This window comes from Streptomyces sp. MAI_2237 (assembly GCF_054189285.1).
Window position 1 is genome coordinate 72515 of record NZ_JAJPGQ010000002.1, and the last position, 23960, is coordinate 96474.

The 23960-nt window shown below is 70.9% G+C and carries 20 protein-coding genes; 9 read left to right on the top strand and 11 right to left on the bottom strand.

Translation table 11 applies throughout. The features are described from left to right. Positions 1-43 precede the first annotated feature (43 nt). The 4 genes from LN251_RS05155 to ctaC all read right to left on the bottom strand — a co-directional run bounded on the left by LN251_RS05155 (position 44) and on the right by ctaC (position 4529). Complete coding sequence (locus LN251_RS05155; protein ID WP_458243313.1) at positions 44-1306, bottom strand: Ig-like domain-containing protein; 1263 nt, start codon at positions 1304-1306, stop codon at positions 44-46. Between the two features lie 132 nt (positions 1307-1438). Continuing rightward, positions 1439-1837 carry a cytochrome c oxidase subunit 4 gene (locus LN251_RS05160; protein WP_458243314.1) on the bottom strand — a complete coding sequence of 133 codons (399 nt, stop codon included), beginning with the start codon at positions 1835-1837 and terminating at the stop codon, positions 1439-1441. After that, the gene (gene ctaD / locus LN251_RS05165) at positions 1834-3570 is read right to left on the bottom strand and encodes an aa3-type cytochrome oxidase subunit I (protein ID WP_142151452.1); all 1737 of its coding nucleotides are present in this window, start codon (positions 3568-3570) and stop codon (positions 1834-1836) included. Before ctaD ends, LN251_RS05160 begins: the two co-directional genes overlap by 4 nt. After that, a complete protein-coding gene (gene ctaC, locus LN251_RS05170; RefSeq protein WP_458243315.1) occupies positions 3567-4529 on the bottom strand; it encodes an aa3-type cytochrome oxidase subunit II in 963 nt (320 codons plus the stop codon). The genes ctaD and ctaC overlap by 4 nt, the downstream gene beginning before the upstream one ends. A gap of 263 nt (positions 4530-4792) precedes the next feature. Between ctaC and LN251_RS05175 the strand changes: the two genes are divergently transcribed. Then, a complete protein-coding gene (locus LN251_RS05175) occupies positions 4793-6169 on the top strand; it encodes an aminotransferase class V-fold PLP-dependent enzyme (protein ID WP_458243316.1) in 1377 nt (458 codons plus the stop codon). Here the strand turns inward: LN251_RS05175 and LN251_RS05180 are convergent, their stop codons facing one another. Continuing rightward, on the bottom strand, positions 6170-7144 hold the full coding sequence (locus tag LN251_RS05180; RefSeq protein ID WP_458243317.1) for a carbohydrate kinase family protein: 975 nt from the start codon (positions 7142-7144) through the stop codon (positions 6170-6172). 154 nt (positions 7145-7298) lie between these two features. Between LN251_RS05180 and LN251_RS05185 the strand changes: the two genes are divergently transcribed. Together LN251_RS05185 and LN251_RS05190 are read left to right on the top strand one after the other, a co-directional pair. Beyond that, positions 7299-7508, top strand: a complete 210-nt coding sequence (locus LN251_RS05185; RefSeq protein WP_458243318.1) for a hypothetical protein — start codon at positions 7299-7301, stop codon at positions 7506-7508. A gap of 204 nt (positions 7509-7712) precedes the next feature. After that, positions 7713-9434 (top strand): hypothetical protein, encoded by a 1722-nt coding sequence (locus tag LN251_RS05190; protein ID WP_458243319.1) that lies wholly within the window; start codon positions 7713-7715, stop codon positions 9432-9434. Between the two features lie 80 nt (positions 9435-9514). Here the strand turns inward: LN251_RS05190 and LN251_RS05195 are convergent, their stop codons facing one another. Next, the gene (locus LN251_RS05195; RefSeq protein ID WP_020137379.1) at positions 9515-9871 is read right to left on the bottom strand and encodes an iron-sulfur cluster assembly accessory protein; all 357 of its coding nucleotides are present in this window, start codon (positions 9869-9871) and stop codon (positions 9515-9517) included. Positions 9872-10167: 296 nt separating this feature from the next. Here LN251_RS05195 and nadA point away from each other — a divergent pair, with 296 nt between their 5' ends. After that, the gene (gene nadA, locus LN251_RS05200; protein ID WP_458243320.1) at positions 10168-11352 is read left to right on the top strand and encodes a quinolinate synthase NadA; all 1185 of its coding nucleotides are present in this window, start codon (positions 10168-10170) and stop codon (positions 11350-11352) included. A 15-nt stretch (positions 11353-11367) separates the two neighbouring features. Here the strand turns inward: nadA and LN251_RS05205 are convergent, their stop codons facing one another. Next, a complete protein-coding gene (locus tag LN251_RS05205; protein WP_458243321.1) occupies positions 11368-13617 on the bottom strand; it encodes a protein kinase domain-containing protein in 2250 nt (749 codons plus the stop codon). Positions 13618-13805: 188 nt separating this feature from the next. Here LN251_RS05205 and LN251_RS05210 point away from each other — a divergent pair, with 188 nt between their 5' ends. Genes LN251_RS05210 through LN251_RS05225 form a run of 4 tightly spaced genes read left to right on the top strand, consistent with a single transcriptional unit; the run spans position 13806 to position 19852 of the window. Then, the gene (locus tag LN251_RS05210) at positions 13806-14198 is read left to right on the top strand and encodes an SseB family protein (protein ID WP_458243322.1); all 393 of its coding nucleotides are present in this window, start codon (positions 13806-13808) and stop codon (positions 14196-14198) included. Continuing rightward, positions 14195-14803, top strand: coding sequence for a hypothetical protein (locus LN251_RS05215; RefSeq protein WP_458243323.1), 609 nt, complete (start codon positions 14195-14197; stop codon positions 14801-14803). The genes LN251_RS05210 and LN251_RS05215 overlap by 4 nt, the downstream gene beginning before the upstream one ends. Then, positions 14803-19512, top strand: coding sequence for a putative T7SS-secreted protein (locus LN251_RS05220; protein ID WP_458243324.1), 4710 nt, complete (start codon positions 14803-14805; stop codon positions 19510-19512). The genes LN251_RS05215 and LN251_RS05220 overlap by 1 nt, the downstream gene beginning before the upstream one ends. Before the next feature lie 19 nt (positions 19513-19531). Next, positions 19532-19852: a hypothetical protein gene (locus LN251_RS05225; RefSeq protein WP_458243325.1), complete on the top strand. Its 321-nt coding sequence runs from the start codon at positions 19532-19534 to the stop codon at positions 19850-19852. An 8-nt stretch (positions 19853-19860) separates the two neighbouring features. Here the strand turns inward: LN251_RS05225 and LN251_RS05230 are convergent, their stop codons facing one another. The 4 genes from LN251_RS05230 to LN251_RS05245 form a co-directional block, all read right to left on the bottom strand. After that, entirely contained in the window at positions 19861-20544 is a 684-nt protein-coding gene (locus tag LN251_RS05230) for a response regulator (RefSeq protein WP_458243326.1), read from the bottom strand. Beyond that, complete coding sequence (locus LN251_RS05235; RefSeq protein ID WP_403952890.1) at positions 20541-21761, bottom strand: sensor histidine kinase; 1221 nt, start codon at positions 21759-21761, stop codon at positions 20541-20543. Before LN251_RS05235 ends, LN251_RS05230 begins: the two co-directional genes overlap by 4 nt. A gap of 153 nt (positions 21762-21914) precedes the next feature. Next, a complete protein-coding gene (gene pspAA, locus LN251_RS05240) occupies positions 21915-22193 on the bottom strand; it encodes a PspA-associated protein PspAA (protein ID WP_058928463.1) in 279 nt (92 codons plus the stop codon). A gap of 31 nt (positions 22194-22224) precedes the next feature. Continuing rightward, a complete protein-coding gene (locus tag LN251_RS05245) occupies positions 22225-23016 on the bottom strand; it encodes a PspA/IM30 family protein (RefSeq protein ID WP_458243327.1) in 792 nt (263 codons plus the stop codon). Between the two features lie 191 nt (positions 23017-23207). Between LN251_RS05245 and LN251_RS05250 the strand changes: the two genes are divergently transcribed. Next, positions 23208-23879: a DUF3043 domain-containing protein gene (locus LN251_RS05250; RefSeq protein WP_458243328.1), complete on the top strand. Its 672-nt coding sequence runs from the start codon at positions 23208-23210 to the stop codon at positions 23877-23879. Positions 23880-23960: the final 81 nt, after the last annotated feature.

The following is a 23960-nucleotide window of genomic DNA, read 5'->3' on the forward strand; positions in this document are numbered from 1 at the left end:
GTGGCCCGCGGGAGCCCGGGGGCGTGTGGAAGCCCGGTCCTCCTCAAACGTTCTCCGGCCGCAGCCGGGCCCGCTCCGCCGGGCTCGGCCCGTCCGGTGTCCCGGCGACCAGCGCGCTGCCCTTGCGCCAGTTCGCCCAGGCCATGTTCCAGTCGCCGAAGCCGTTGCCGAAGGGCTCCATCGTGTCGCCCTGGGAGTTGACGACCTTGACGACGTCGCCCTGTCGGACGTGGTCGAAGAACCACTCGGCGTTGTCGGTGCTCATGCCGGTGCAGCCGTGGGAGACGTTCGCGTAGCCCTGCGAGCCCACCGACCAGGGGGCGGCGTGCACGTACTCGCCGCTCCAGGTGACGCGGGTCGCGTAGTAGACGGGCAGGTCGTACGAGTCCGCCGAGCCCTCGGCGATGCCGACGGTGGTGCCGCGCATACGTACGTACTGTTGCTTCTCCAGCACCACCTTGACGCCGTTGCGGGTGTCGAAGCCCGGCTTGCCGGTGGTGACCGGGATCTCCCTGACCTCCTGATCGTTCTTGTAGAACGTCAGGGAGTGCGCGGCGGCGTCGGTGACGGCGATGACGCGGTCGCCGATGGTGAGCCTCAGGGGCTTGGACTTGTCGCCCCTAAGCCGGTCGCCGATCTTGACGCCGTCGAGGTCGCTGCGGACCGAGACGGTGGCGTGGGCGGGCCAGTAGTCCTTGGGCCGGTAGTGGAGCTCCTTGTCGTCCACCCAGTGCCAGGCGCCCTGCACGGCGGGCACGGAGTCGACCCTGAGGGCCCGTTCGACGACGGCCCGCTGCGCCTTGTCCGCGACCGGCTTGCTCAGCTTGGCGGTGATGGGCTGGCCCACGCCGTACGTGCCCGAGTCCGGGCCGAAGGCGACCGTCAGCCGCTTCTTGGTGGTCGGTGTGCTGGTGTCGAAGGCCAGGACCTTGCGGCCGGGCGCCCCGTCGCCGTCCTCGGTGCTCACGCGGAGCGTGTAGTGGGCGTTGGCGGCCAGCGGAGAGGTGCTGTGCCACCGGGTGCCGTCGGCGGAGAGTTCTCCCGTCACATAGCGCCCTGTGGCGTCCACGGCGGTGACGTCGGTGATACGGCCGTCGTCGTCCTGGGCGGTGACCTCCAGGGGCTTGTCCGGGTCGGCCTTCTTCCCGTCACCGGAGGGCCCGTTGAAGGAGATCTGGTCCGACGCGTCGTACGGCTTCGAGGTCAGCGAGTTGCCGCCGCTGCCGCAAGCGGTGACGCCCGCGCCGAGGGCGATCACCAGCAGCGTGCAGCTGACGACGGTGCGGGTGCGCGGAGATGTGTTCATGCCCTCGACGCTAGGGAGCGGGGTCGGCCACGGCGCGTCGGGTGAGGCGTACGGGGGAACGGCGCTGCTGCAAAAGAGGGAGCCCGGACCCTCCTGACGGAGTGTCCGGGCTCCTGACGCGTTCCTCGCGTGCTACTGGGTGCGGTTCTCACCGCGGTAGTACTCGAAGACCCAGCCGTACAGGCCGATCATGATGATCGGCGCCGAGAAGTACAGCAGCCACCAGCCGATCGCGACCGACAGGAAGGCCAGCGCGCCGCCCACGCCGAGAGCCAGCGGCTGCCAGCTGTGCGGGCTGAAGAACCCGACCTCGCCGGCGTCGTCCGCGACGTCGGCATCCCTGTTGTCCTGCGCGCCCACGTCGACCCGCCGGGCGGTGAAGCCCAGGTAGAAGCCGACCATGATGCTCAGGCCGAAGGCCAGGAAGAGGGCCGTGGTGCCGGCCGGCTCCTTCGACCACACGCCATAGACGACCGCCATGACGAGCAGGAAGACGCTCAGCCACATGAACATCTTGCCCTGGATCTTCACTTGCCGGCCTCCTTGCCACCAGCCAGGGCCTTCTCACCGTGAGGCGCGTTCTCGAGCTGGTCGAGAGCGGCGATCTCAGGGTGGTGAAGGTCGAACGCCGGGGATTCGCTGCGGATCCGCGGCAGGGTGAGGAAGTTGTGGCGCGGGGGCGGGCAGGACGTCGCCCACTCCAGCGAACGGCCGTAGCCCCAGGGGTCGTCGACACCGACCGGCTTGCCGTACTTGGCCGTCTTCCACACGTTGTAGAGGAACGGCAGGATCGACATGCCGAGCAGGAACGAGCCGATCGTCGAGACCGTGTTCAGGGCGGTGAAGCCGTCGGCCGCCAGGTAGTCGGCGTAGCGGCGGGGCATGCCCTCGGCGCCCAGCCAGTGCTGCACCAGGAACGTGGTGTGGAAGCCGATGAACAGCGTCCAGAACGTGATCTTGCCCAGTCGCTCGTCGAGCATCTTGCCGGTCATCTTCGGCCACCAGAAGTGGAAGCCGGAGAACATCGCGAAGACGACCGTGCCGAAGACGACGTAGTGGAAGTGCGCCACCACGAAGTACGAGTCGGACACGTGGAAGTCCATCGGAGGCGAGGCCAGGATGACGCCGGTCAGGCCGCCGAAGGTGAAGGTGATGAGGAAGCCGGTCGCCCACAGCATCGGGGTCTCGAAACTCAAGGACCCCTTCCACATCGTGCCGATCCAGTTGAAGAACTTCACACCGGTCGGGACCGCGATGAGGAACGTCATGAACGAGAAGAACGGCAGCAGCACACCACCGGTGACGTACATGTGGTGCGCCCACACCGTCACCGACAGGCCCGCGATGGCGATGGTCGCGCCGATCAGGCCCATGTAGCCGAACATCGGCTTACGGGAGAAGACCGGGATGACCTCGGAGATGATGCCGAAGAACGGCAGCGCGATGATGTACACCTCTGGATGGCCGAAGAACCAGAAGAGGTGCTGCCAGAGCAAGGCTCCGCCGTTGGCCGAGTCGAAGACGTGTGCCCCGAACTTCCGATCCGCCTCCAGCGCGAACAGCGCGGCGGCGAGCACGGGGAAGGCGAGCAGGACCAGCACCGCGGTCAGCAGCACGTTCCACACGAAGATCGGCATGCGGAACATCGTCATGCCCGGCGCGCGCATGCAGATGATCGTGGTGATGAAGTTGACCGCGCCGAGGATGGTGCCGAAGCCGGAGAAGGCCAGACCCATGATCCACATGTCGGCGCCGACGCCCGGCGAGCGGACCGCGTCCGACAGCGGGGAGTAGGCGAACCAGCCGAAGTCGGCCGCGCCCTGCGGGGTCAGGAAGCCGCCCACCGCGATCGTCGAGCCGAACAGGTACAGCCAGTAGGCGAACATGTTCAGCCGGGGGAAGGCCACGTCCGGGGCGCCGATCTGCAGCGGCATGATCCAGTTCGTGAAGCCGGCGAACAGCGGCGTCGCGAACATCAGCAGCATGATCGTGCCGTGCATCGTGAACGCCTGGTTGAACTGCTCGTTCGTCATGATCTGCAGACCGGGGCGGGCGAGCTCGGCGCGCATCAGCAGCGCCATCACCCCACCGATCAGGAAGAACGCGAACGACGTGACCAGGTACAGCGTGCCGATCGTCTTGTGGTCAGTGGTCGTCAGCCACTTGATCACGACACCGCCGCGGTTCTGGCGCCGGACCGGCAGCTCGTCCGTGTAGTGGGACCCTGCTGCCGCGGCACCCTGGGGTTCGTTGAGGATGCTCACAGGTTGTTCGTCTCCCGGTTCTTCTCGTGGCTCGTCTGCGCGATGCCGGCGGGAACGTAACCGGTCTGCCCCTTCTTGGCGAGGTCCTTGAGGTGCTGCTCGTAGCGGTCCGGGGAGACGACCTTCACATTGAACAGCATCCGGGAGTGGTCGACGCCGCACAGCTCGGCGCACTTGCCCAGGAAGGTGCCCTCCTTGTTGGGGGTCACCTGGAAGGAGTTGGTGTGGCCCGGGATGACGTCCATCTTCATCAGGAACGGCACCACCCAGAAGGAGTGGATGACGTCACGAGAGGTCAGGACGAAGCGGACCGTCTTGCCCTTCGGCAGCCACAGGGTCGGCCCCGGGTTGCCGGTCTGCGGGTTCCGGGTGCCGGGGGTACCGGTGTCGTAGACACCGCCCGCGTTCGCCGGGAACTCGTTCTTGAACCGGTCCGGGATCGCCGCGAGGTTCTTGTCGGTCTTCGCATCGCCGGACACACCGGGAACCGGCGCGATGTAGTTGAAGCCCCAGCTCCACTGGTAGCCGACGACGTTGACCGTCACGTCGGGCTTCTTGTCCGTGAGGCTGAGGAGCTTCGACTCGTCACGGGCCGTGAAGTAGAAGAGCACCGAGACGATGATGAGCGGGACGACCGTGTACAACGCCTCGATCGGCATGTTGTACCGGGTCTGCGGGGGAACCTCGACCTTGGTCCGGCTGCGCCGGTGGAAGATCGCGCTCCAGATGATCAGACCCCACACCAGCACGCCGACGGCGAGCGCGGCAGCCCAGGAGCCCTGCCACAGCGAGAGGATCCGCGGAGCCTCTTCCGTGGTCGGGGTGGGCATACCAAGGCGGGGGAAGTCCTTGTATGTGCAACCGGTGGCGGTCGCCAGGACCAGGCCCGCGGTCATTGCCTGCAGCAGCTTCCGCCGCATCGGGCGCCGCGGCGAGCGGTCGGAGCCGTTGGGACTCACGTAGCGCCTTCCCGAGAGTCTCGCCCGCGCGTATTGGCTGCGGCCTGCCTTCTTCGGTGGTCGGTCGCCGCCCTGCGTCGGGCAGGGGTTTGGATGTTTATGCGGACCAAACCCTAGCCGACGCTCTCCGAGGGTTCGCGGGGAGGGGTGCCTAGTGGGCGGGGTGGTTCGCTGGATTGGCGGCTGCGGCTGGGATTGTGGCTTGTCGCGCCGTTCCTCGCGCCCCTGGGACGCTGCTCCGAGGGACGTCTTAGCGTGTGCGTATGCCCTACTTCGATGCCGCTTCCAGTGCTCCCCTTCATCCCGTCGCCCGTCAGGCGCTGTTGGCCTCGCTGGACGAGGGATGGGCCGACCCCTCCCGGCTCTACCGGGAAGGACGCCGGGCGCGGATGCTGCTGGACGCCGCGCGGGAGGCCGCCGCCGAGGCCGTGGGGTGCCGGGCCGACGAGCTGGTCTTCACCTCCTCCGGGACCGCGGCCGTACACACCGGCGTCGCGGGCGCGTTGGCCGGGCGACGGCGGGTCGGACGTCACCTGATCGTGTCCGCCGTCGAACATTCCTCGGTGCTCCACGCCGCCGGCACGCACGAGGCAGCGGGCGGGACGGTCACCCATACGGGGGTGGACCGGTCGGGGGCGGTGGATCCGGCGGCCTTCGCGGCAGCGCTCCGGGAGGACACCGCGCTGGCGTGCCTGCAGTCGGCCAACCACGAGGTGGGGACCGTGCAGCCGGTGGCGGAGGTGGCCGAGGCGTGCCGGGCGGCGGGGGTGCCGCTCTTGGTGGACGCGGCGCAGTCGCTCGGGTGGGGGCCGGTCGACGGTGACTGGTCGCTGCTGACGGCCAGCGCGCACAAGTGGGGCGGCCCGGCCGGAGTGGGGCTGCTGGCCGTCCGCAAAGGGGTGCGGTTCGCCGTCCAAGGGCCTGCCGACGAGCGGGAGTCCGGGCGGGCCGCCGGGTTCGAGAACCTTCCGGCGATCGTGGCGGCGGCCGCCTCGCTGCGGGCGGTGCGGGACGAGGCGGCTCAGGAGGCGGTACGGCTGCGGGAGCTGACGGAGCGGATCCGGGTGCGGGTGCCGGAACTGGTGCCGGACGTGGAGGTGGTGGGCGACGCCGTACGGCGGCTGCCGGGGATCGTCACCTTCTCCTGTCTCTATGTCGACGGGGAGACCTTGCTGCACGCGCTGGACCGGGAGGGTTTCTCCGTCTCGTCCGGATCGTCCTGCACGAGCAGCACGCTGACGCCCAGCCATGTGCTGAAGGCGATGGGCGTGCTGAGTGAGGGGAATGTGCGGATCTCGCTGCCGCCGGAAGCGGCGGCGGAGGACGTGGAGCGGTTCCTGGAGGTGCTGCCGGGCGCGGTGGCGGCGGTGCGGGAGAAGCTGGGGGCGCCGACGCCCACGACCGTGCGGCACCGGGACGCCCTGGTCGTGGACGCCCTGGGCAAGCTGTGCCCGCTGCCCGTCATCGAGCTGGCGAAGGTCATCGGCGAGGTCCCGGTCGGCGGCACGGTACGGGTGCTGGCGGACGACGAGGCGGCCCGGCTGGACATCCCGGCGTGGTGCGAGATGCGCGGGCAGGAGTACGTCGGCGAGGAGCCGGCGGACCACGGTGCCGCGTATGTGGTCCGCCGGGTGTCCTAGTCAGGCCAGGTGCTTGCGGACCTCGGTGGCGGCGTCGTCGCCGTAGGCCTTGGTGAAGCGGTCCATGAAGTGGGCGCGGCGCAGCTGGTACTCCTGGGTGCCGACCGTCTCGATCACGAGGGTGGCGAGCATGCAGCCGACCTGGGCGGCGCGCTCCAGGGAGACGCCCCAGGCGAGGCCGGAGAGGAAGCCGGCGCGGAAGGCGTCGCCGACGCCGGTGGGGTCGGCCTTGCGCTCCTCGTCCGGGCAGCCGACCTCGATCGGGTCCTCGCCGATCCGCTCGATGCGGACGCCGCGCGCGCCGAGGGTGGTGACGCGGTGGCCGACCTTGGCCAGGATCTCGGTGTCGGACCAGCCCGTCTTGGCCTCGATGAGCCCCTTCTCGTACTCGTTGGAGAACAGGTACGTGGCGCCCTCCAGCAGTATCCGGATCTCGTCGCCGCTCATCCGGGCGATCTGCTGGGAGAAGTCGGCGGCGAAGGGGATGGACCTCGAGCGGCACTCCTCGGTGTGGCGGAGCATCGCCTCGGGGTCGTCGGCGCCGATCAGGACGAGGTCGAGGCCGCCGACGCGGTCCGCGACGGTCTTCAGCTCGATCTGGCGGGCCTCGCTCATCGCGCCCGTGTAGAAGGAGCCGATCTGGTTGTGGTCGGAGTCGGTGGTGCACACGAAGCGGGCGGTGTGCAGCGTCTCGGAGATGCGCACCGAGTCGGTGTCGACGCCGTGCCGCTCCAGCCAGGCCCGGTACTCGTCGAAGTCGAAGCCGGCGGCGCCGACCAGGATCGGGGTCGTGCCGAGCTGGCCCATGCCGAAGGCGATGTTCGCGCCGACGCCGCCCCGGCGTACGTCCAGGTTGTCGACCAGGAAGGAGAGCGAGACCGTGTGCAGCTGGTCCGCGACGAACTGGTCGGCGAAGCGGCCGGGGAAGGTCATGAGGTGGTCGGTGGCGATGGAGCCGGTGACTGCGATGCGCACGGCGTTGACTCTCCTGTGGGGAGACGAATTGACGCTTCACGCTACCGGGTCGTAGCGGCGCGCTCCAGCGGGCCGGGACCCAGGCGGTGAACTGGCTGGAACTACCCGATAGTAGATCTTTCTCGACGGGCGGGTCCGTGCTTACGGTTCCGGTATGACGAACCTCAAGGTCCATGCCCCGGCCCCGGTCGACCTCGAAGGCGACATGGCGTCGCTGTGGGGCGACTGCGCCCGGATGGCCCCGCACTGGGCCGCTCCCGACCGGGCTCTTCCGCTTCCGGTCTCCCCGTCGCGCATCCACGGGGTCACGGTGCCCTCCACGTCGGCGCGGCTGCTGGAGGCGATGTCCGAATACGGCGACTGAGCCGGACGCGGTGGTCCGGAGGCCGGCGCGGCGGTCGGGAGACCGGCGTGGTGGGTCCGGATCGGCGCGTGCGAGGGAACCGTGCGCTCCCCCGGCACGTCCCATCGCCGTCCCCCCTTGAGGGGATGCGCGATACGACCCTTCTCCGCCCGTTTTGACAGGGCCGGGTCAGGGTTCTGGGACAGCACGTGAAGGAGCGATGCGGTGACTACGGAGCGACCCGACAAGGACGCCGAGGAGCAGGGCGCCGTGGCGGAACAGGGCCCTGGGACTCCGGACGCCGCTTCTGAGGGGACGAAGGCGGCCGAGCCGGCGGAAGACGTCACCGAGGCGGGGGACGAGCAGGAGGCCGCCGAGGAGACCGAGGCCGACGCGGCTGACGGGGCCGACGCGGCCGCTGACGGGGCCGACGGGAGCCACGGGGCCGACGGGGCGGATGACGGTGTGCCGGATGCCACCCCCGATCCCGATGCCGAGCACCCGCGTCCGTCCCGTCGCCGCTCGCCCGCGCTCGTCGCCTCCGTCGCCGCCGCCGTCCTGCTCGTCGGCGGTGGCGGGGCCTACCTCGCCGCGTCGGCCTCCGGCGGGTCCGGTGGCCGTACCGGCTCCGGGGCCTCCGGGGACGGCACCCCTCCCCCGCCGCTCGCCCTCGACGGCTACGGCGACAGCGGTTCGAACGGGATCGCGCCCGGGGAGCCCAACCCGTACGGCACGACGTACAAGGTCGTCGGCAGCCTGCCCGGCGGGCCGGATTCGGCGCCCGTGTACCGGGCGGGCGGCGAGGTCACCAAGGAGGAGGTCGCCCGGCTGGCGAAGGCGCTCGGACTGGACGGGGCGCCGGTGGCGCAGGGGCAGGCCTGGCGGGTGGGGCCCGCCAAGGACCCGTCGGGACCCGGCCTCGTCGTCGACAAGCAGGCGCCCGGGACGTGGACGTACCACCGGTACGCGGCCGGGACCGACGACTGCCGCGACGTCGCCGTGTGCCACAAGGACCCGGCCAACCCGGCCGTCGACACCGTGAGCGAGGCGGCCGCGAAGAAGGCGGCGGCGCCGGTTCTGAAGGCGGCGGGTCAGGACGACGCGAAGGTGGACGCCAGCCAGGTGATGGGCGCCCAGCGGATGGTGAACGCCGATCCGGTGGTCGGCGGACTGCCCACCTACGGCTGGACCACGGCGCTGACGGTGGGCGCGCAGGGCGAGGTGGTCGGGGGCAGCGGCCGGCTGAAGGCGCCGGTGAAGGGGGACACGTATCCCGTGCTGGGCGCGCGCAGGACGCTGGAGCTGATGAACGCGGCGCCCGTCACCGACCACCGCATGGGCATCGGCGGCTGCGCCAGCCCCGTACCGCTGAAGGACCGTCTCGAGGCTCCCTGCGGCGAGGCGACCCCGGGGGCGACGGCGACGCCGGCGAAGCCGACCGCCACCGTCGAGAAGGCCGTCTTCGGGCTGGCCGCGCACACCGTGGCCGGGCGGCCGGCGCTGGTTCCGTCCTGGCTGTTCGAGGTGCGGGCGGCTGGCGCGCCGGACGCCTTCACGGTGACGTATCCGGCGATCGATCCGAAGTACCTGGGCTCGGGCACGCCCTCCGGGCAGCCGACCCCGTCCTCGACCTCCGCTCCGGCCACCCGGGATGTGAAGGTGGAGGGCTACATCGCCGAGGACAGGACGCTCACCGTGTCCTTCACGGGCGGGGTGTGCGGCGACTACGCCGCGACGGCGAGCGAGAGTCCCGAGAAGGTGACCGTGACGGTGACCGAGACGCCGTACAAGAACAAGGTCTGCATCATGATCGCCAAGGAGATGGTGCGGACGGTGCAGCTGAAGGAGCCGCTGGGCGACCGGAAGGTCGTGGGCTCGGACGGCAGCGAAATTCCGCGGATGAAGCCGGGCGCGCGGCTGCCGCGGACGTCGGCCGGGGTGCGGTAGGCCGCGGACGCGCGAAGGCGGCGGCCCGGTCGGAGGGGGCCGCCGCCTTCGCGGTGTTCGTCAGAGCCGTGCGGGACGGCTCAGCTGAAGGAGTCGCCGCAGGCGCAGGAGCCCGTGGCGTTCGGGTTGTCGATCGTGAAGCCCTGCTTCTCGATGGTGTCGACGAAATCGATGGACGCGCCGCCCAGGTACGGGGCGCTCATCCGGTCGGTGACGACCTTGACGCCGCCGAAGTCCTTGACCACGTCGCCGTCGAGGGAACGCTCGTCGAAGAACAGCTGGTAACGCAGGCCGGAGCAGCCACCGGGCTGAACGGCGACGCGCAGGGCCAGGTCGTCACGGCCTTCCTGGTCGAGCAGGGCCTTGACCTTCGCCGCGGCGGCGTCGGACAGGATGATGCCGTCGGTGACGGTGCCGGTCTCGTCCGATACGGACATCTACATCTCTCCCGGGTTGTACGGAGACTGCTTGCCGACGGTTTCAACCGCCGGGGCCGCGGATTCATTCCGGGCCGAGCGACTGCTTCGTCATTCGCCCTGTCTCTTCATGCTCGCACACCCGCGAGGAAGCGAACAGCGCCCCGAAGGCCATGCGCCGCTGCGGCACCGGGATTCATGTCACATCGACGCTATGACCATCGTCAAAGTGACGTGAACCGGGTTATGATAGATAGCGTCAGTTCGACGAAAAGCACTCCGCAGAGAACATCCGCAGAACAGAAAGGGTGCGTGTCGTGACCACCGCCCAGACCCCGGAGCTCGACGTACAGCCGTCTCCGCTCGCCCTGCTGCTGCTCGGCCGCGAGGCCGACCCGAGGAGCGAGCGGGGTGTCGAGTGCCCCGGCGACCTCCCCTCGCCCTCCGACCCCGACCTGGTGGAGCGCGCCCGCGCGGCCAAGGAGAAGCTCGGCGACAAGGTCTTCGTGCTCGGCCACCACTACCAGCGCGACGAGGTCATCCAGTTCGCGGACGTCACGGGCGACTCCTTCAAGCTGGCCCGGGACGCGGCCGCCCGCCCGGAGGCCGAGTACATCGTCTTCTGCGGTGTGCACTTCATGGCCGAGTCTGCCGACATCCTGACCTCGGACGACCAGAAGGTGGTCCTGCCCGACCTCGCGGCCGGCTGCTCGATGGCCGACATGGCGACCGCCGAGCAGGTCGCCGAGTGCTGGGACGTGCTGACCGAGGCCGGCGTCGCCGAACAGGTCGTGCCCGTGTCGTACATGAACTCCTCCGCCGACATCAAGGCCTTCACCGGCCGGCACGGCGGCACGATCTGCACCTCCTCCAACGCCCAGCGGGCCCTGGAGTGGGCGTTCCAGCAGGGCGAGAAGGTCCTGTTCCTGCCCGACCAGCACCTCGGCCGCAACACCGCCGTCCGGGACATGGGCATGTCCCTGGAGGACTGCGTCGTCTACAACCCGCACAAGCCGAACGGCGGGCTGACCGCCGAGGAGCTACGCGCCGCGAAGATGATCCTGTGGCGCGGGCACTGCTCGGTGCACGGCCGGTTCTCGCTGGACTCGGTGAACGACGTGCGCGAGCGCATCCCCGGCGTGAACGTCCTGGTCCACCCCGAGTGCCGGCACGAGGTCGTGGCCGCCGCGGACTACGTGGGCTCGACGGAGTACATCATCAAGGCGCTGGAGGCCGCCCCGGCCGGCTCCAAGTGGGCCATCGGCACGGAGCTGAACCTGGTCCGCCGCCTCGCGAACCGTTTCGCCCCCGAGGGCAAGGAGATCGTCTTCCTCGACAAGACGGTCTGCTTCTGCTCGACCATGAACCGCATCGACCTGCCCCACCTGGTCTGGACGCTGGAGTCGCTGGCCGAGGGCAAGCTGGTCAACCGCATCGAGGTCGACAAGGAGACCGAGAAGTTCGCGAAGCTGGCGCTGGAGCGGATGCTGGCGCTGCCGTAGGCACCACCTCCCGTGTCACCCCGAGACGGGTTTCCGCTCGGGGTGCGCGGGGTCGAGGGTGACGAGGGTGCCGTCGGGGGCCGCCACCAGCAGGGCGCCCCGGTGCGGGACCGGGTCCGTGAGCGGGCCGCCCAAGCTGTTCACGCGGCCCGCGCGCGGGTACGACTCCCACAGCAGCGTCCCCGCACGGGCGTCCAGGGCGGCCACCCGTCCGCTGGCGCTGGCGACGAACAGGCTGCCGCGCCCGTCGGAGGTCGGCCGGCCCGGCTGCTCCAGCGTCGTCGCGGTGCTCCACAGGGGCTTGCCGGTGAGCGGCGAGAAGGCCGCCAGCCGGCCGTTGGAGGTGACGAAGCACAGCACCCCCTGTGCCAGACCGACGTCCCCGTCCTGCTGCTGGGCCAGTTCGACGGTGCGGGTCCGGCCGCCCGCGGGGTCGATCACCACCACCCGGACGAAGGGGTTGTCCTCCGTGTTCGGATCGGAGCTGCGCCGTTCGACGAACACCAGGCGCCCGTCCAGCGTCCCGGCGTAGGCCGCGACGACCGAGGGGGCGGAACCCAGTCGTCGCAGCCCTCCGTCGGCGGGGTCGAGGGCGAACAGCCGCCGCTGGGCGCCGGTCGGGGTGTGGTGGTCGAGGCAGTCCACGAAGGCCCGGTCGCCGTCGAGGACGTACGAGCAGTTGTAGCCGGAGGGCAGCGTCATGCTCCACCGTGCGGCGCCGTCCCGCGGGGAACGGGCGGTGACGCCGGAGCCGTCCGGGACGAGGACCAGGCCGCCCACGAGTGCCGTGGCGACCCACTGGTTCGACACCTGCCTGGACCACAGCCGCCTGCCGCTGTCCGCGGCGAGGGCGGAGACGGTGATCGTTTCGTCGTCGCCGGCGGCGTTCCCGATGGTCTCCCGCACGAGCAGCACGCCGTCGTGCGCGCCGAGGACCTGGGCCCCGTAGCGGTCGAGCGGGGTCTTCTCGGGCCGGGCCGCGGCCCGCCAGAGGGTCCGGCCGGTGGCGGCGTCGACACGGATCGGCAGGGCGTTCTGACCCGCGCAGTAGAAGGACGCGCCGCCCGGCACACACGTCGGATGCGGCCCGGAGCCGTAGCCGCGCATGTCCGGCGCCCCGCTCTTCCGCACCCCCTGGGCGGCGTCCGCGTACACGGTCGTCCGCCAGGGCCGCCAGCCGGCCGGGTAGGCGGCCCAGCGGGTGGCCGAGGCACTGGGCGAGGCACCCCCCTGGACCGTGCCGCCGCCGCCCTTGAACGGTCCCAGCAGATAGGCGGTGAGCGCGACCGCCAGTACGCCGGCCACCGCGACGAGCACCCGCAGCCGCCGGTTGCCGGCTCTCGGCGGGCGCGGCGCGGCCTGCGCCTCGACGGGAGGCGCGGGGGCGGCTGCCGGCGGCAGCGTCGGCTGCGGGTCCGGCCGCCGGTGGGGCAGCGTGGGCATCTGGCCGGGCGCGGCGTCCGGCAGGGCGGTGGTGAAGGCGTGGGAGAGCTCGTCCAGCCCGGGGCGGGCGGCCGGCTCCTTGGCCAGACAGCGGGACACGACCGCGCGCAGCGGCGGGGGCACGGCGTCCAGCGCCGGTTCCTCGCTCATCACGCGGTACGCCGTCAGGTAGGGGCTGTCGGTGTCGAAGGGGCCGCGGCCGGTGGCGGCGAACACCACCAGCGAGCCGAGCGAGAAGACGTCGGAGGCCGGTCCCACCGAGCGGGCGTCCGAGAGCTGTTCGGGAGACATGAAGGGCGGGGTGCCCATCATGTGTCCGGTCTCGGTCAGCGTCTGGTTCTCCGCGGCGCGCGAGATGCCGAAGTCGATGACCCGGGGGCCGTCCTCGGCCATCAGGACGTTGGCCGGTTTCAGATCGCGGTGCACGACCCCGGTGCGGTGGATGTCGCTCAGCGCCTCCACCAGGCCCAGGGCCAGGTTCCGCAGCTGCGCGCCCGTCATCGGACCGTGCGCCCGCAGATGGTCGGCGAGCGAGCGCCCGGGCACGTACTGCGTGGCCATCCACGGCAGTTCGGCCTCCGGGTCGGCGTCCACGACCGGCGCGGTGAAGGCTCCGCTGACCTTGCGGACGGCCGCGATCTCGTGGCGGAAGCGGGCGCGGAAGACCGGGTCCGCGGCGTACTGGGCGTGCACCACCTTGACGGCGACCTCGCGTCCGGACCGCGATCTCGCCCGGTACACGACGCCCATGCCACCGGCCCCGAGCCGGTCGACGATCCGGTACTCGCCCCGCGCCCCGGGATCGCCCTCGTGCAGTGCCACCGCTCTGTTCCTCTCCCCCGAAGAGCAGTTCGAGGTCAGAGGATACGGAAAGGGCAGGAGGCGCCCCGGGGCACCGGCCTGCCGCCGTCCTTGTCCGAAACGCGAAGGCCGGGCATCTCCTGGACCCGGCTCACTGGCAGAATCGATCATTCTGGCGATGACCGACTGGCTGTACTACGGGGGCTGAAGTGGAAGCCGACGAACTGCGACCGCGGCCGGCGGATCCGGCGACGTCCCGGCCCGGGGACCTGCGGCGGGCCGTAGGGCGGTTCCGGCGCAGTGAGGTGCTCGTTCCGGTCGTGGACGACTCGGTGCTGTCGGTCGAAGCCGGCGGAATCCGCTGGCTGTTCGCCTTCACCGACGACGCGGCCCTGGAGCGTTTCGCGCGGGCGCGCGGTGAGGCGGTGCCCGAGCGAGTGCCGGTGTTCGGGGCGCGGTTGCTGGATCAGGTGATCCCGCGGGTGGGCGGGCCGGCCGGGATCGCGGTGGACGCGGGCAGCCCGGCGGGGATGGTGCTGCCGCCGGTGAGAGGAATCGTTCCGGACGAGGTGGCCGTGGACGCCGCGGAGGTGACGGCGTGAGCGAGGGCGGCGGCTACCAGGTCGATCCGGAGGCGCTTCAGCGGATCACCAAGGGCATCGACCAGGCGATGGACGAACTGAAGACGCAGGGCTTCGACGTCGAGGCGAATCTCGGGCGCGGCTTCGACGACTTGGAGCTGGACGGTCTTGAAGTGGGGGACGGCAGCCTGCGGCAGGTGTTCGCGGACTTCTGCGAACGATGGAGCTGGGGCGTGCGGTCGCTGATGCAGGACGCCAACGACTTCGCGTACGGCCTGGGCCTGTCGGCGGGGCTCTACCACGACCAGGAGCAGTACGTCTCCGGCCTCCTGAAGAACGTGTGGACGGCTGCCGCGGGCAATCCGAACCTGACCGAGGAGCAGGCCCGGCAGCGTTCCTGGTCCCAGACGTTCGAGGACAACAACTACTCCGACGCCGTGAACGCGGACTACAGCATGGGGTCCTTCGTCGAGGGCGACCGGGAGGTGGCGGCGGCCTGGGCGCAGACGGGCAAGGACCTGGACACCTCGACGGTGACGCCGGACGCGCTGTTCGATCCGCGCACCGAATGGCAGTGGGGCGGGCCGCCTCCGGCCGGCCCGGAGTCCGGCGAGGGTGAGAGCTGATGGGCATCGGGGGTTTCGTCGACGATCTCGGAGACGGTCTGGAGAGCGCCGCCGGCAGTGTGAAGCGGGGCGTCGGCGAGGCCGTCAACTGGGGCACGGACCAGGCGGCGGACGGCCTGTCGGCCCTCGGCGCGGACGGCATGGCCGAAGGGGTGCGCGACCTCGGCGAGGGCGTGAACAACCGGCTGGGCGGCGAGGTCGCCGAGCGGCGCCTGGGCGAGACCGAGGATCCCAGGGAACTGGTCCACGGCAGTCCGGCGGCGCTGGAGGAGCGGGCAGGTCATCTGGGGAAGTTCTCCCGGGCGTTCGAGAACGTCGGGCAGGGGCTGCGGTCCCTGGACGCCGGCAGTTGGCGGGGCGAGGCCGCGGACGCCTTCCGCGCGAAGTTCGAGCCGCACCCCAAGCAGTGGCTGACGGCGGCCGACGCCTGCGAGACAGCGGCCAAGGCCTTGGAGGCGTACGCGAGCACGGTGCGCTGGGCCCAGCAGCAGGCGCAGCTGGCGATCGACGCCTGGCGGGATGCGCAGCGACTCAGCAAGCAGGCGGCGGACGCGTACGACGCCGACGTCAGGGCCTACAACCAGGCGGCCGAGCAGTACAACGCGAAGGCGCTGACCGGGCAGGACCCCGGGCAGAAGCCGACCGAGCCGGGCGAGTTCGCCGACCCCGGAGCGGCGGGCCGCTCGACGGCCGAGAGCATTCTGGCCGAGGCCCGCCGTCAGCGCACCGACGCGGCCCGCGACGCGCAGCGGCTGGTCGCGGCCGCTCTGGAACAGGCCCCGGCGAGGCCGGAGTTCACCGACCGGATGGGCGCCGACGCCAAGGACGCCCTGGCCGGCACCGAACTCAACATGCTGCACGGCATGGGAGGTCTCGTCAGAGGCGGCGTGGACGCGGTGAAGCTGGCCCGCTCGGTCAACCCCATGGACCCCTACAACGTCACCCACCCGGCCCAGTTCATGGCGAACAGCAACATGCTGCTGGCCGGTCTTGTGGGCACCGCCGCCCACCCCGAGCGCCTGCCGAAGGCGATCCTGGGCAGCGGCTGGAGCAGCGATCCGGCCGACGCGGGCGGGTACCTGATCTCCAATCTGATCGGCGGCAAGGGGGCCGGCGGGCTGGAGAGGGGCGCGATCGGGGCGAGCAGCCGGGCGGCCGCCAGGGACGCCATGACGGCGACGGCACGGCGGAGCGTGAGCGAGCGGCTCGCGGACACCGCCCGGAGCATCAAGTGCAAGGTGTTCGGCGGCGACCCAGTCGACATGGCGACCGGACGTGTGTCGCTGCCGCAGACGGACGTGACGCTCCCCGCCAAGCTGCCTCTGCTGTTCACCCGGCAGTTCGAGTCGTCGTACCGGGCGGGCCGCTGGTTCGGCCCGGCGTGGACCTCGACGGCCGACCAGCGGCTGGAGATCGACGCCGAGGGCGTCGTCTTCGTCCGCGAGGACGGCTCGCTGCTCGCCTACCCGCATCCGGCTCCGGGTGTTCCGGTGCTGCCCCTGGCCGGCGAGGGCCACCCGCTGACGGTCGACGCCTGGGGCGACTACACCGTCGACGACCCGGCCTCGGGCCGCACTTGGTTCTTCGCCGCACCGGGCGGCGACGGCGACGGCATCGCGCTCCTGGCCCAGATCTCCGACCGGTCGGGCCAGTGGCTCTCCTTCGAGTACGACGACCGGGCCGCCCCGACCGCGATCGTCCACTCGGCCGGCTACCGCCTCGGCATCGAGCACGCCGGGAACCGCATCACCGCTCTGCGTCTGGCGGACCGCGGCCAGGACATCGAACTGGTCCGCTTCGGCTACGACGCTCAGGGCCACCTCGCCACGGTCACGAACTCCTCCGGCATCCCGACCCGGTTCACGAACGACGCCATGGGCCGGATCACCGCCTGGACGGACACCAACGACTCGTCGTACACGTACGTCTACGACGACCGGGACCGCTGCGTCTCCCAGTCGGGCGAGGCCGGCCACCTGCGCAACACCTTCGTCTACGGCGACCCCGGTCCGGACACCGGTGACCGAACTGTCTCGGCCACCGACTCCCTCGGGCAGACCACGCGTTACCAGGTCAACCGTGACCTGCAGGTGGTGGCGGTGACGGCCCCGGACGGCGCCGTCACCCGCACGACGTACGACCGGCACGACCGACCGCTGACGGAGACGGACCCACTGGGCCGGACGGTGAGCCACGCCTCGGACGACGCCGGCCGCGTGGTGATGGCCGTACGCCCGGACGGCGCTTACACCAGCGTCGGCTACGACGATCGCGGCCTGCCCGTTTCGATCCGCGGCGCCGACGGGACCTACACCAGCCAGCGGTTCGACGAGTTCGGCAACCGCACCGCGGTGACGGACACCTCCGGTGCGACGACCCGCTTCACCTACGACGCCCTGGGCAACCTCGCGGCGATCACGGACGCGCTGGGCGCGACAACCACGGTCCGCTGCGACGCGGCGGGCCTGCCGCTCGAGGTCACGGACCCGCTGGGCGCGGTCACCCGCTACGCACGCGACGCCTTCGGCCGCCCGACGACGATCACCGACCCGCTCGGGGCCGTCACCCGGCTGGAGTGGACGGTCGAGGGCCGGCTGTCCCGCCGTACCGCCCCGGACGGCACGACCGAGTCGTGGACGTACGACGGCGAGGGCAACTGCACCAGCCACACCGACCCGTCGGGCGCGGTCACCCGGTACGAGTACACGCACTTCGACCTGATGTCGGCTCGCACGGGCCCGGACGGCGTGCGGTACGAGTTCGACCACGACACGGAACTGCGCCTGACGAAGGTCACCAATCCGCAGGGTCTGACGTGGAGTTACGAGTACGACCGGGCAGGCCGGCTGGTCGCGGAGACGGACTTCGACGACCGTGCGGTGGCGTACGCCCATGACGCGGCGGGCCGGTTGACCGCCACCACGACGGCTTCCGGCGAGGTCGTCCGCTTCGAGCGGGACGTGCTGGGCCGTGTGGTGCGCAAGGACGCGGCGGGCACGGTCACGACGTACGCGTACGACATGACGGGCGGCCTGGCGCGGGCGGCCGGCCCGGATGTGGTGCTGGAGCTGCGGCGAGACGACACAGGCCGTCTGACATCAGAGACGGTCGACGGCCGCACCCTCACCCACACGTACGACGTTCTGGGCCGCCGCACGAGCCGGACGACGCCGACCGGGGCGAGTAGCGTGTGGTCGTACGACGCGGCCGGCAACCGCACCGCGCTGACCACCGCCGGCCGCACCCTGACCTTCACCCATGACGCGGCCGGCCGCGAAGTGACCCGGCACATCGGCGAACTGGCCACCCTGGAGCACAGCTTCGACCCGCTGGGCCGCCTGACGAAACAGGAACTCACCGGCCCGGCCGACCGGCGTCTGCAGCACCGTGTCTACACCTACCGGGCCGACGGCCACCTGATCGGCGTCGACGACGACCTGAACGGCAGCCGCCGTTTCACCCTGGACGCGGCCGGCCGGGTCACGGCGGTCCGGGCGGCCGACTGGACGGAGTCCTACGCCTACGACGCCGCGGGCAACCAGACCCACGCGAGCTGGCCGGCCTCCATGCCGGGCCAGGAGGCCACGGGCGAGCGCGCCTACACGGGCACGCGCATCACCCGCGCGGGCGGCGTCCGCTACGAGCACGATGCCGCGGGGCGCGTCACTCTGCGCCGGAAGACGCGCCTGTCCCGCAAGCCGGACACCTGGCGCTACACCTGGGACGCCGAGGACCGCCTCACGTCGGTGGTCACCCCGGACGGCACGACCTGGCGCTACCGCTACGACCCGCTCGGCCGCCGCACGGCCAAACAACGCGTGGCCGCGGACGGCGAGACGGTCCTGGAACAGGTGGACTTCACCTGGGACGGCACCACACTGGCCGAACAGGTCACGCACGTCCCGGGCACCACCGAGCCCGCCTCGACGCTCACCTGGGACCACGACGGCCTCCGTCCCCTGACGCAGACCGAACGCAGGCTCCTCCCGGACGCGCCGCAGGAGGAGATCGACTCCCGCTTCTACGCGATCGTCACCGACCTGGTCGGCACCCCCACGGAGCTGGTCGACGAGGCCGGCACGATCGCCGGGCACGCCCGGACCACCCTGTGGGGCACCACGACCTGGCACAACACCCCCACCCCCCTCCGCTTCCCGGGCCAGTACGCCGACCCGGAAACGGGCCTCCACTACAACTACTTCCGCCACTACGACCCAGAATCAGCCCGCTACACCACTCCTGACCCTCTCGGCCTCACCCCCACACCCAACCCCGCGACGTATGTCGACAATCCGCATACGTGGAGCGATCCTCTCGGTCTCAGCCCCTGCACGACCCGCATCGAAGGCGGCGGCTGGGACCTGAGAGGACGGGACCCCCTCGGCATCGTCCCGGACGATGCCGAAATGCGGGTTCTCACGCCGCACCCCGACGGAGGATCTCAGAAGGGTGTCGAGTACAAATGGACGGATCCTGTGACAGGCAACACGGTCCGGCTTCGCGTCCACGACAAAGACGGAACCGCACCTGCGGGTTCGAACGCCGCCAACGGCGACGTCTATCGACTATCCATAGGCGGGAAATACCAAGACGAAGCAGGCAGTCTGCATCACAGAAACGTTCACAATCCGAACAGCCCCCACTACAATCCGGACGCCGCCAACGCCACTCATATTCCCTGGCCGATTCTCTTCTTGCTCCCCTACTAGGCCGCGACAGGTTTGCTGAATGAACGCGACAGACTTGCTGGATCTCGTTCGGAAAATCACCGATACCGAGCCGCGTGTGCGTGAGCGCGGCGCGGACGAAGCCACAGACTGGGTGAGCGCCTACACCGCTGCCGAGGCCGGCGCTACGGCGACTGTCCTCGCCGTGACAGCGGCCGCCGAAACGGACCATGCGGCCTTGGAAGCTCAGCTGCACGCCATCCTGGAAATCATGTCGAGCGGCCATGTTCAGGGCTCTCATATCTCACAGATCCGAGATATCGATCTGCAAGATCTGCCGACCCAGATCCGGGAGTACATCTCCGACCTGCTTGAGGACTAGCGGGGGGCTCAGTCCGCCCTCGGGCGTACCAGGCCCGACTCGTAGGCGATGACCACCAGTTGGGCCCGGTCACGGGCGCCCAGTTTGGACATGGCTCTGTTGACGTGGGTTTTGACCGTCAGCGGGCTTACTTCCAGGCGGTCGGCGATCTCGTCGTTGGAGTGGCCGCCGGCGACCTGGACGAGGACCTCGCGTTCGCGGACGGTGAGGGCGTCGAGGCGTTCGGCGCGGGCCGGGTCGTGGTCGTCGTCGCCCGGCCCGCCCTGCGCGAGGAAGCGGGCGATCAGGCCCTTCGTGGCGGCCGGGGAGAGCAGCGCCTCGCCGCCGGCCGCGACCCGGATGGCGGCGAGCAGTTCCTCCGGCTCGCTGCCCTTGCCGAGGAAGCCGGAGGCCCCGGCGCGCAGCGACTGCACGACGTAGTCGTCGACCTCGAAGGTGGTGAGGATGACGATGCGGACGTGGGCGAGGGACGGATCGGTGCTGATCATGCGCGTCGCGGCCAGCCCGTCGGTGCCGGGCATGCGGATGTCCATGAGGACGACGTCGGCCCGCTGCTCCTTGGCCAGCCGCACCGCCTCCGCGCCGTCGGACGCCTCGCCGACGACCTCCATGTCCGGCTCGGAGTCGACGAGCACCCGGAAGGCGCTGCGCAGCAGGGCCTGGTCGTCGGCGAGCAGGACACGGATCGTCATGCACTTCCCCCGGTGGCGGCGGTACGGGTCTTGACCGGCAGGATCGCATGGACGCGGAAGCCGCCGCCGTACCGGGGGCCGGTGGTGAGGGTGCCGCGCAGGGCGGTGACGCGTTCGCGCATGCCGAGCAGTCCGTGGCCGCCGCCCTCGGAGGGGTCCGGGTCCTCCCCGCTGCCGTTGTCGAGGACCGTGATCTCGATGTTGGGGCCCACGCGGACGACGCTGACCTCGGCCTTCGCTTCGCCGCCCGCGTGCTTGCGGACGTTGGTGAGGGCTTCCTGGATGACGCGGTAGGCGGCGAGGTCGACGGCCGCGGGGAGCGTGGTGCCGTTGTCGGCGCGGGCGACCTCGACATGCAGCCCGGCGCTGCGGAAGGTGCCGACGAGTTCGTCGAGGCGGTCGAGGCCGGGGGCCGGTTCGGTGGGCGCCTCGGGGTCGCCGGACTGCCGCAGCAGGCCGACGGTGGCGCGCAGTTCGTTGAGCGCGGAGCGGCTCGCCTCACGCACGTGGGCCAGGGCCTCCTTGGCCTGGTCGGGCCGCTTGTCCATGACGTGCGCGGCGACACCCGCCTGGACGTTGACCAGGGCGATGTGGTGGGCGACGACGTCGTGCAGGTCGCGGGCGATGCGGAGGCGCTCCTCGGCGACCCGGCGGCGGGCCTCCTCCTCGCGGGTGCGTTCGGCCCGCTCGGCACGGTCGCGGATGGCCTGGACGACGGCTCTGCGGCTGCGTACGGCGTCGCCGGCGGTGGCGCCGATGCCGGTCCAGGCGAAGATCGCCAGGTTCTCCTGGGCGTACCAGGGCAGGGGCCCGCCGAGCATCGCGGCGCCGGTCAGGACGGTCATGGTGAGCAGGCCCAGGCGCCAGGTGGTGGGGCGGTCGGTGGTGGAGGCGACGGTGAAGAGGGCGATGACCGCGGACATGGCGACGGGGGCCCGGGGGTCGCCGACGACGCACTCGACGGCGGAGACGGTGCCCGTGAGGGCGAGGACCGTCCTGGGGGCGCGGCGGCGGAAGACCAGGGCGAGGGCGCCGAGGGTCATCAGGACCAGGGCGAGCGGGTCGGGGGTGCGCACGCCCCAGCTGACGCCGTTGTCGCCGCGCGGGTCGACGAAGGAGCCGGCGATCATGCAGGCCAGTACGCCCGCCGCGAGGGCCGCGTCCAGCGCGAGGGGGTGCGCCGCCAGCCGGCATCGGGTTCGTTCCAGGGTGCCCACGTCTTGAACAGTACGGGTGCCTGCTCCGGGCCGGAACCGAAGGTGGCCGTAGCTCCGGGTGCCGTCCTTCTGGGGGCCTGCGACCCCCAGGCCTCCGCTGTCGGCCCTTCGGGCCTCGTCCTCAAACGCCGGACGGGCTGAGTCCCGGAACCCTCAGCCCGGGATCAGGCCGTCGTCGCTCAGCAGTTCCCGGACTTCCTCCAGGGTCGCGTCCGGGGACGGCAGGATCAGTTCGGAGGGTTCCAGGGAGTCGTCGGGCAAGGGGGTGCCCAGCTCCCTGACCTTGGACAGCAGGGCCTGCAGGGTGGCGCGGAAGCCCGGGCCGTCGCCGTTCTGCATTTCCCGCAGGAGCTCGTCGTCCAGTGTGTTGAGCTCGGTGAGGTGGCTGTCCGCCAGCCTCACCTGGCCCTCCCCCATGATCCGTACGACCATGTCGCCCATGTAGGCCTCCTGGATGTGGCCCCTACTGCTTGTCGAAGCGCGGGGTGTCCTGCGGCTGCTGCTGGGACTGCGACTGGCCGGTGCCGGGTTCGATCGCCTGCTGGGGCGAGCCTCCGGCCAGCTCGGCCTTCATGCGCTGCAGTTCCAGCTCTACATCCGTACCACCGGAGATCCGGTCCAGCTCGGCGGCGATGTCGTCCTTGTGCATGCCCGTGGGGTCGTCCAGGGCGCCGGAGGCGAGCAGTTCGTCGATGGCGCCCGCGCGGGCCTGGAGCTGTGCCGTCTTGTCCTCGGCGCGCTGGATCGCCAGGCCGACGTCGCCCATCTCCTCCGAGATGCCGGAGAAGGCCTCGCCGATGCGGGTCTGGGCCTGGGCGGCGGTGTACGTGGCCTTGATGGTCTCCTTCTTCGTGCGGAAGGCGTCGACCTTGGCCTGCAGCCGCTGGGCCGCCAGGGTGAGCTTCTCCTCCTCGCCCTGGAGCGTGGCGTGCTGCGTCTCCAGGTCCGTCACCTGCTGCTGGAGGGCGGACTTGCGGGACAGTGCCTCGCGGGCCAGGTCCTCGCGGCCCAGCGCGAGCGCCTTGCGGCCCTGGTCCTCCAGCTTGCCCGACTGCTGCTGCAACTGGTTGAGCTGGAGCTCCAGGCGCTTGCGCGAGGTCGCCACGTCGGCGACGCCCCGGCGGACCTTCTGAAGCAGCTCCAGCTGTTTCTGGTACGAGTAATCGAGGGTTTCGCGCGGGTCCTCGGCCCGGTCAAGGGCCTTGTTCGCCTTCGCGCGGAAGATCATCCCCATACGCTTCATGACACCGCTCATGGGCTTCGCGCGCCCCCTTCTGACGGACTTCCAGCTCCAGCTCTGCGACAGAACCCACAGTACGGGCCCTGCATCCATTGACGCACTGTTCGGGGACGGATGCGCTCATCCCCAAGGACGACTGCTTCCCCTCCCGCTCCGGCGTAGGGAGTAGGTGTCCCCCTGGGGAAACGGCCCCCTCTGTCCCTTACATGACGACTGGCGTTGCCGGATCGTTCCCCGCGGGGCTGGGGTCCAACCCCGGGCACCCCGTACCCTTGGGTTTTGTGTTCCGTAGCCGTGCCAAGGATGAGAAGGCCCCCGCCGACAAGGCGGCCGTGACCGACTCCAAGCAGACCCGTGATCCGCAGGCCCCCAAGGGCCGCCCCACGCCCAAGCGCAGCGAGGCCCAGTCGCAGCGCCGCAGCGTGGCCAACACGTCGACGTCGCGCAAGGACGCCGCCAAGCGCCAGCGCGAGGACCGTCGTGCCGCGCTGGAGCGGCAGCGCCAGGCGCTGGCCGGCGGCGACGAGCGGTACCTTCCGGCCCGTGACAAGGGGCCGGTCCGCAAGTTCACGCGCGACTGGATCGACTCGCGGTTCAACGTGGCGGAGTTCTTCCTGCCCATGGCCGTGGTCATCCTCGTCCTCAGCGTGGTGCGGGTGGCCTCGCTGCAGAACATCGCGCTGCTGCTGTGGCTGGTCGTGATCGTCCTCATCGTGCTCGACTCCTTCGTCAGCGGCTTCAGGCTCCGCAAGGCGCTCGGCGAGCGGTTCCCCGACCACAACCGCAAGGGCGCCGTCGCCTACGGCCTCATGCGCTCCCTGCAGATGCGCCGGCTCCGGCTGCCGAAGCCGCAGGTCAAGCGCGGAGAGCGGCCCTGAGCACGGAGGCGTTCACCGGGGGTGCGGCCGACGCCTGGCTCAGCAGGCTGGGCGGGCTGCGTGACGTCGTACGGCAGGAGC

Coding starts and splice junctions, on each gene's coding strand:
- LN251_RS05155 (WP_458243313.1), bottom strand. CDS start 1,306: ATGAACACATCTCCGCGCACCCGCACCGTCGTCAGCTGCACGCTGCTG.
- LN251_RS05175 (WP_458243316.1), top strand. CDS start 4,793: ATGCCCTACTTCGATGCCGCTTCCAGTGCTCCCCTTCATCCCGTCGCC.
- LN251_RS05185 (WP_458243318.1), top strand. CDS start 7,299: ATGACGAACCTCAAGGTCCATGCCCCGGCCCCGGTCGACCTCGAAGGC.
- LN251_RS05195 (WP_020137379.1), bottom strand. CDS start 9,871: ATGTCCGTATCGGACGAGACCGGCACCGTCACCGACGGCATCATCCTG.
- LN251_RS05220 (WP_458243324.1), top strand. CDS start 14,803: ATGGGCATCGGGGGTTTCGTCGACGATCTCGGAGACGGTCTGGAGAGC.
- LN251_RS05225 (WP_458243325.1), top strand. CDS start 19,532: ATGAACGCGACAGACTTGCTGGATCTCGTTCGGAAAATCACCGATACC.
- LN251_RS05230 (WP_458243326.1), bottom strand. CDS start 20,544: ATGACGATCCGTGTCCTGCTCGCCGACGACCAGGCCCTGCTGCGCAGC.
- pspAA (WP_058928463.1), bottom strand. CDS start 22,193: ATGGTCGTACGGATCATGGGGGAGGGCCAGGTGAGGCTGGCGGACAGC.
- LN251_RS05245 (WP_458243327.1), bottom strand. CDS start 23,016: ATGAGCGGTGTCATGAAGCGTATGGGGATGATCTTCCGCGCGAAGGCG.
- LN251_RS05250 (WP_458243328.1), top strand. CDS start 23,208: ATGACGACTGGCGTTGCCGGATCGTTCCCCGCGGGGCTGGGGTCCAAC.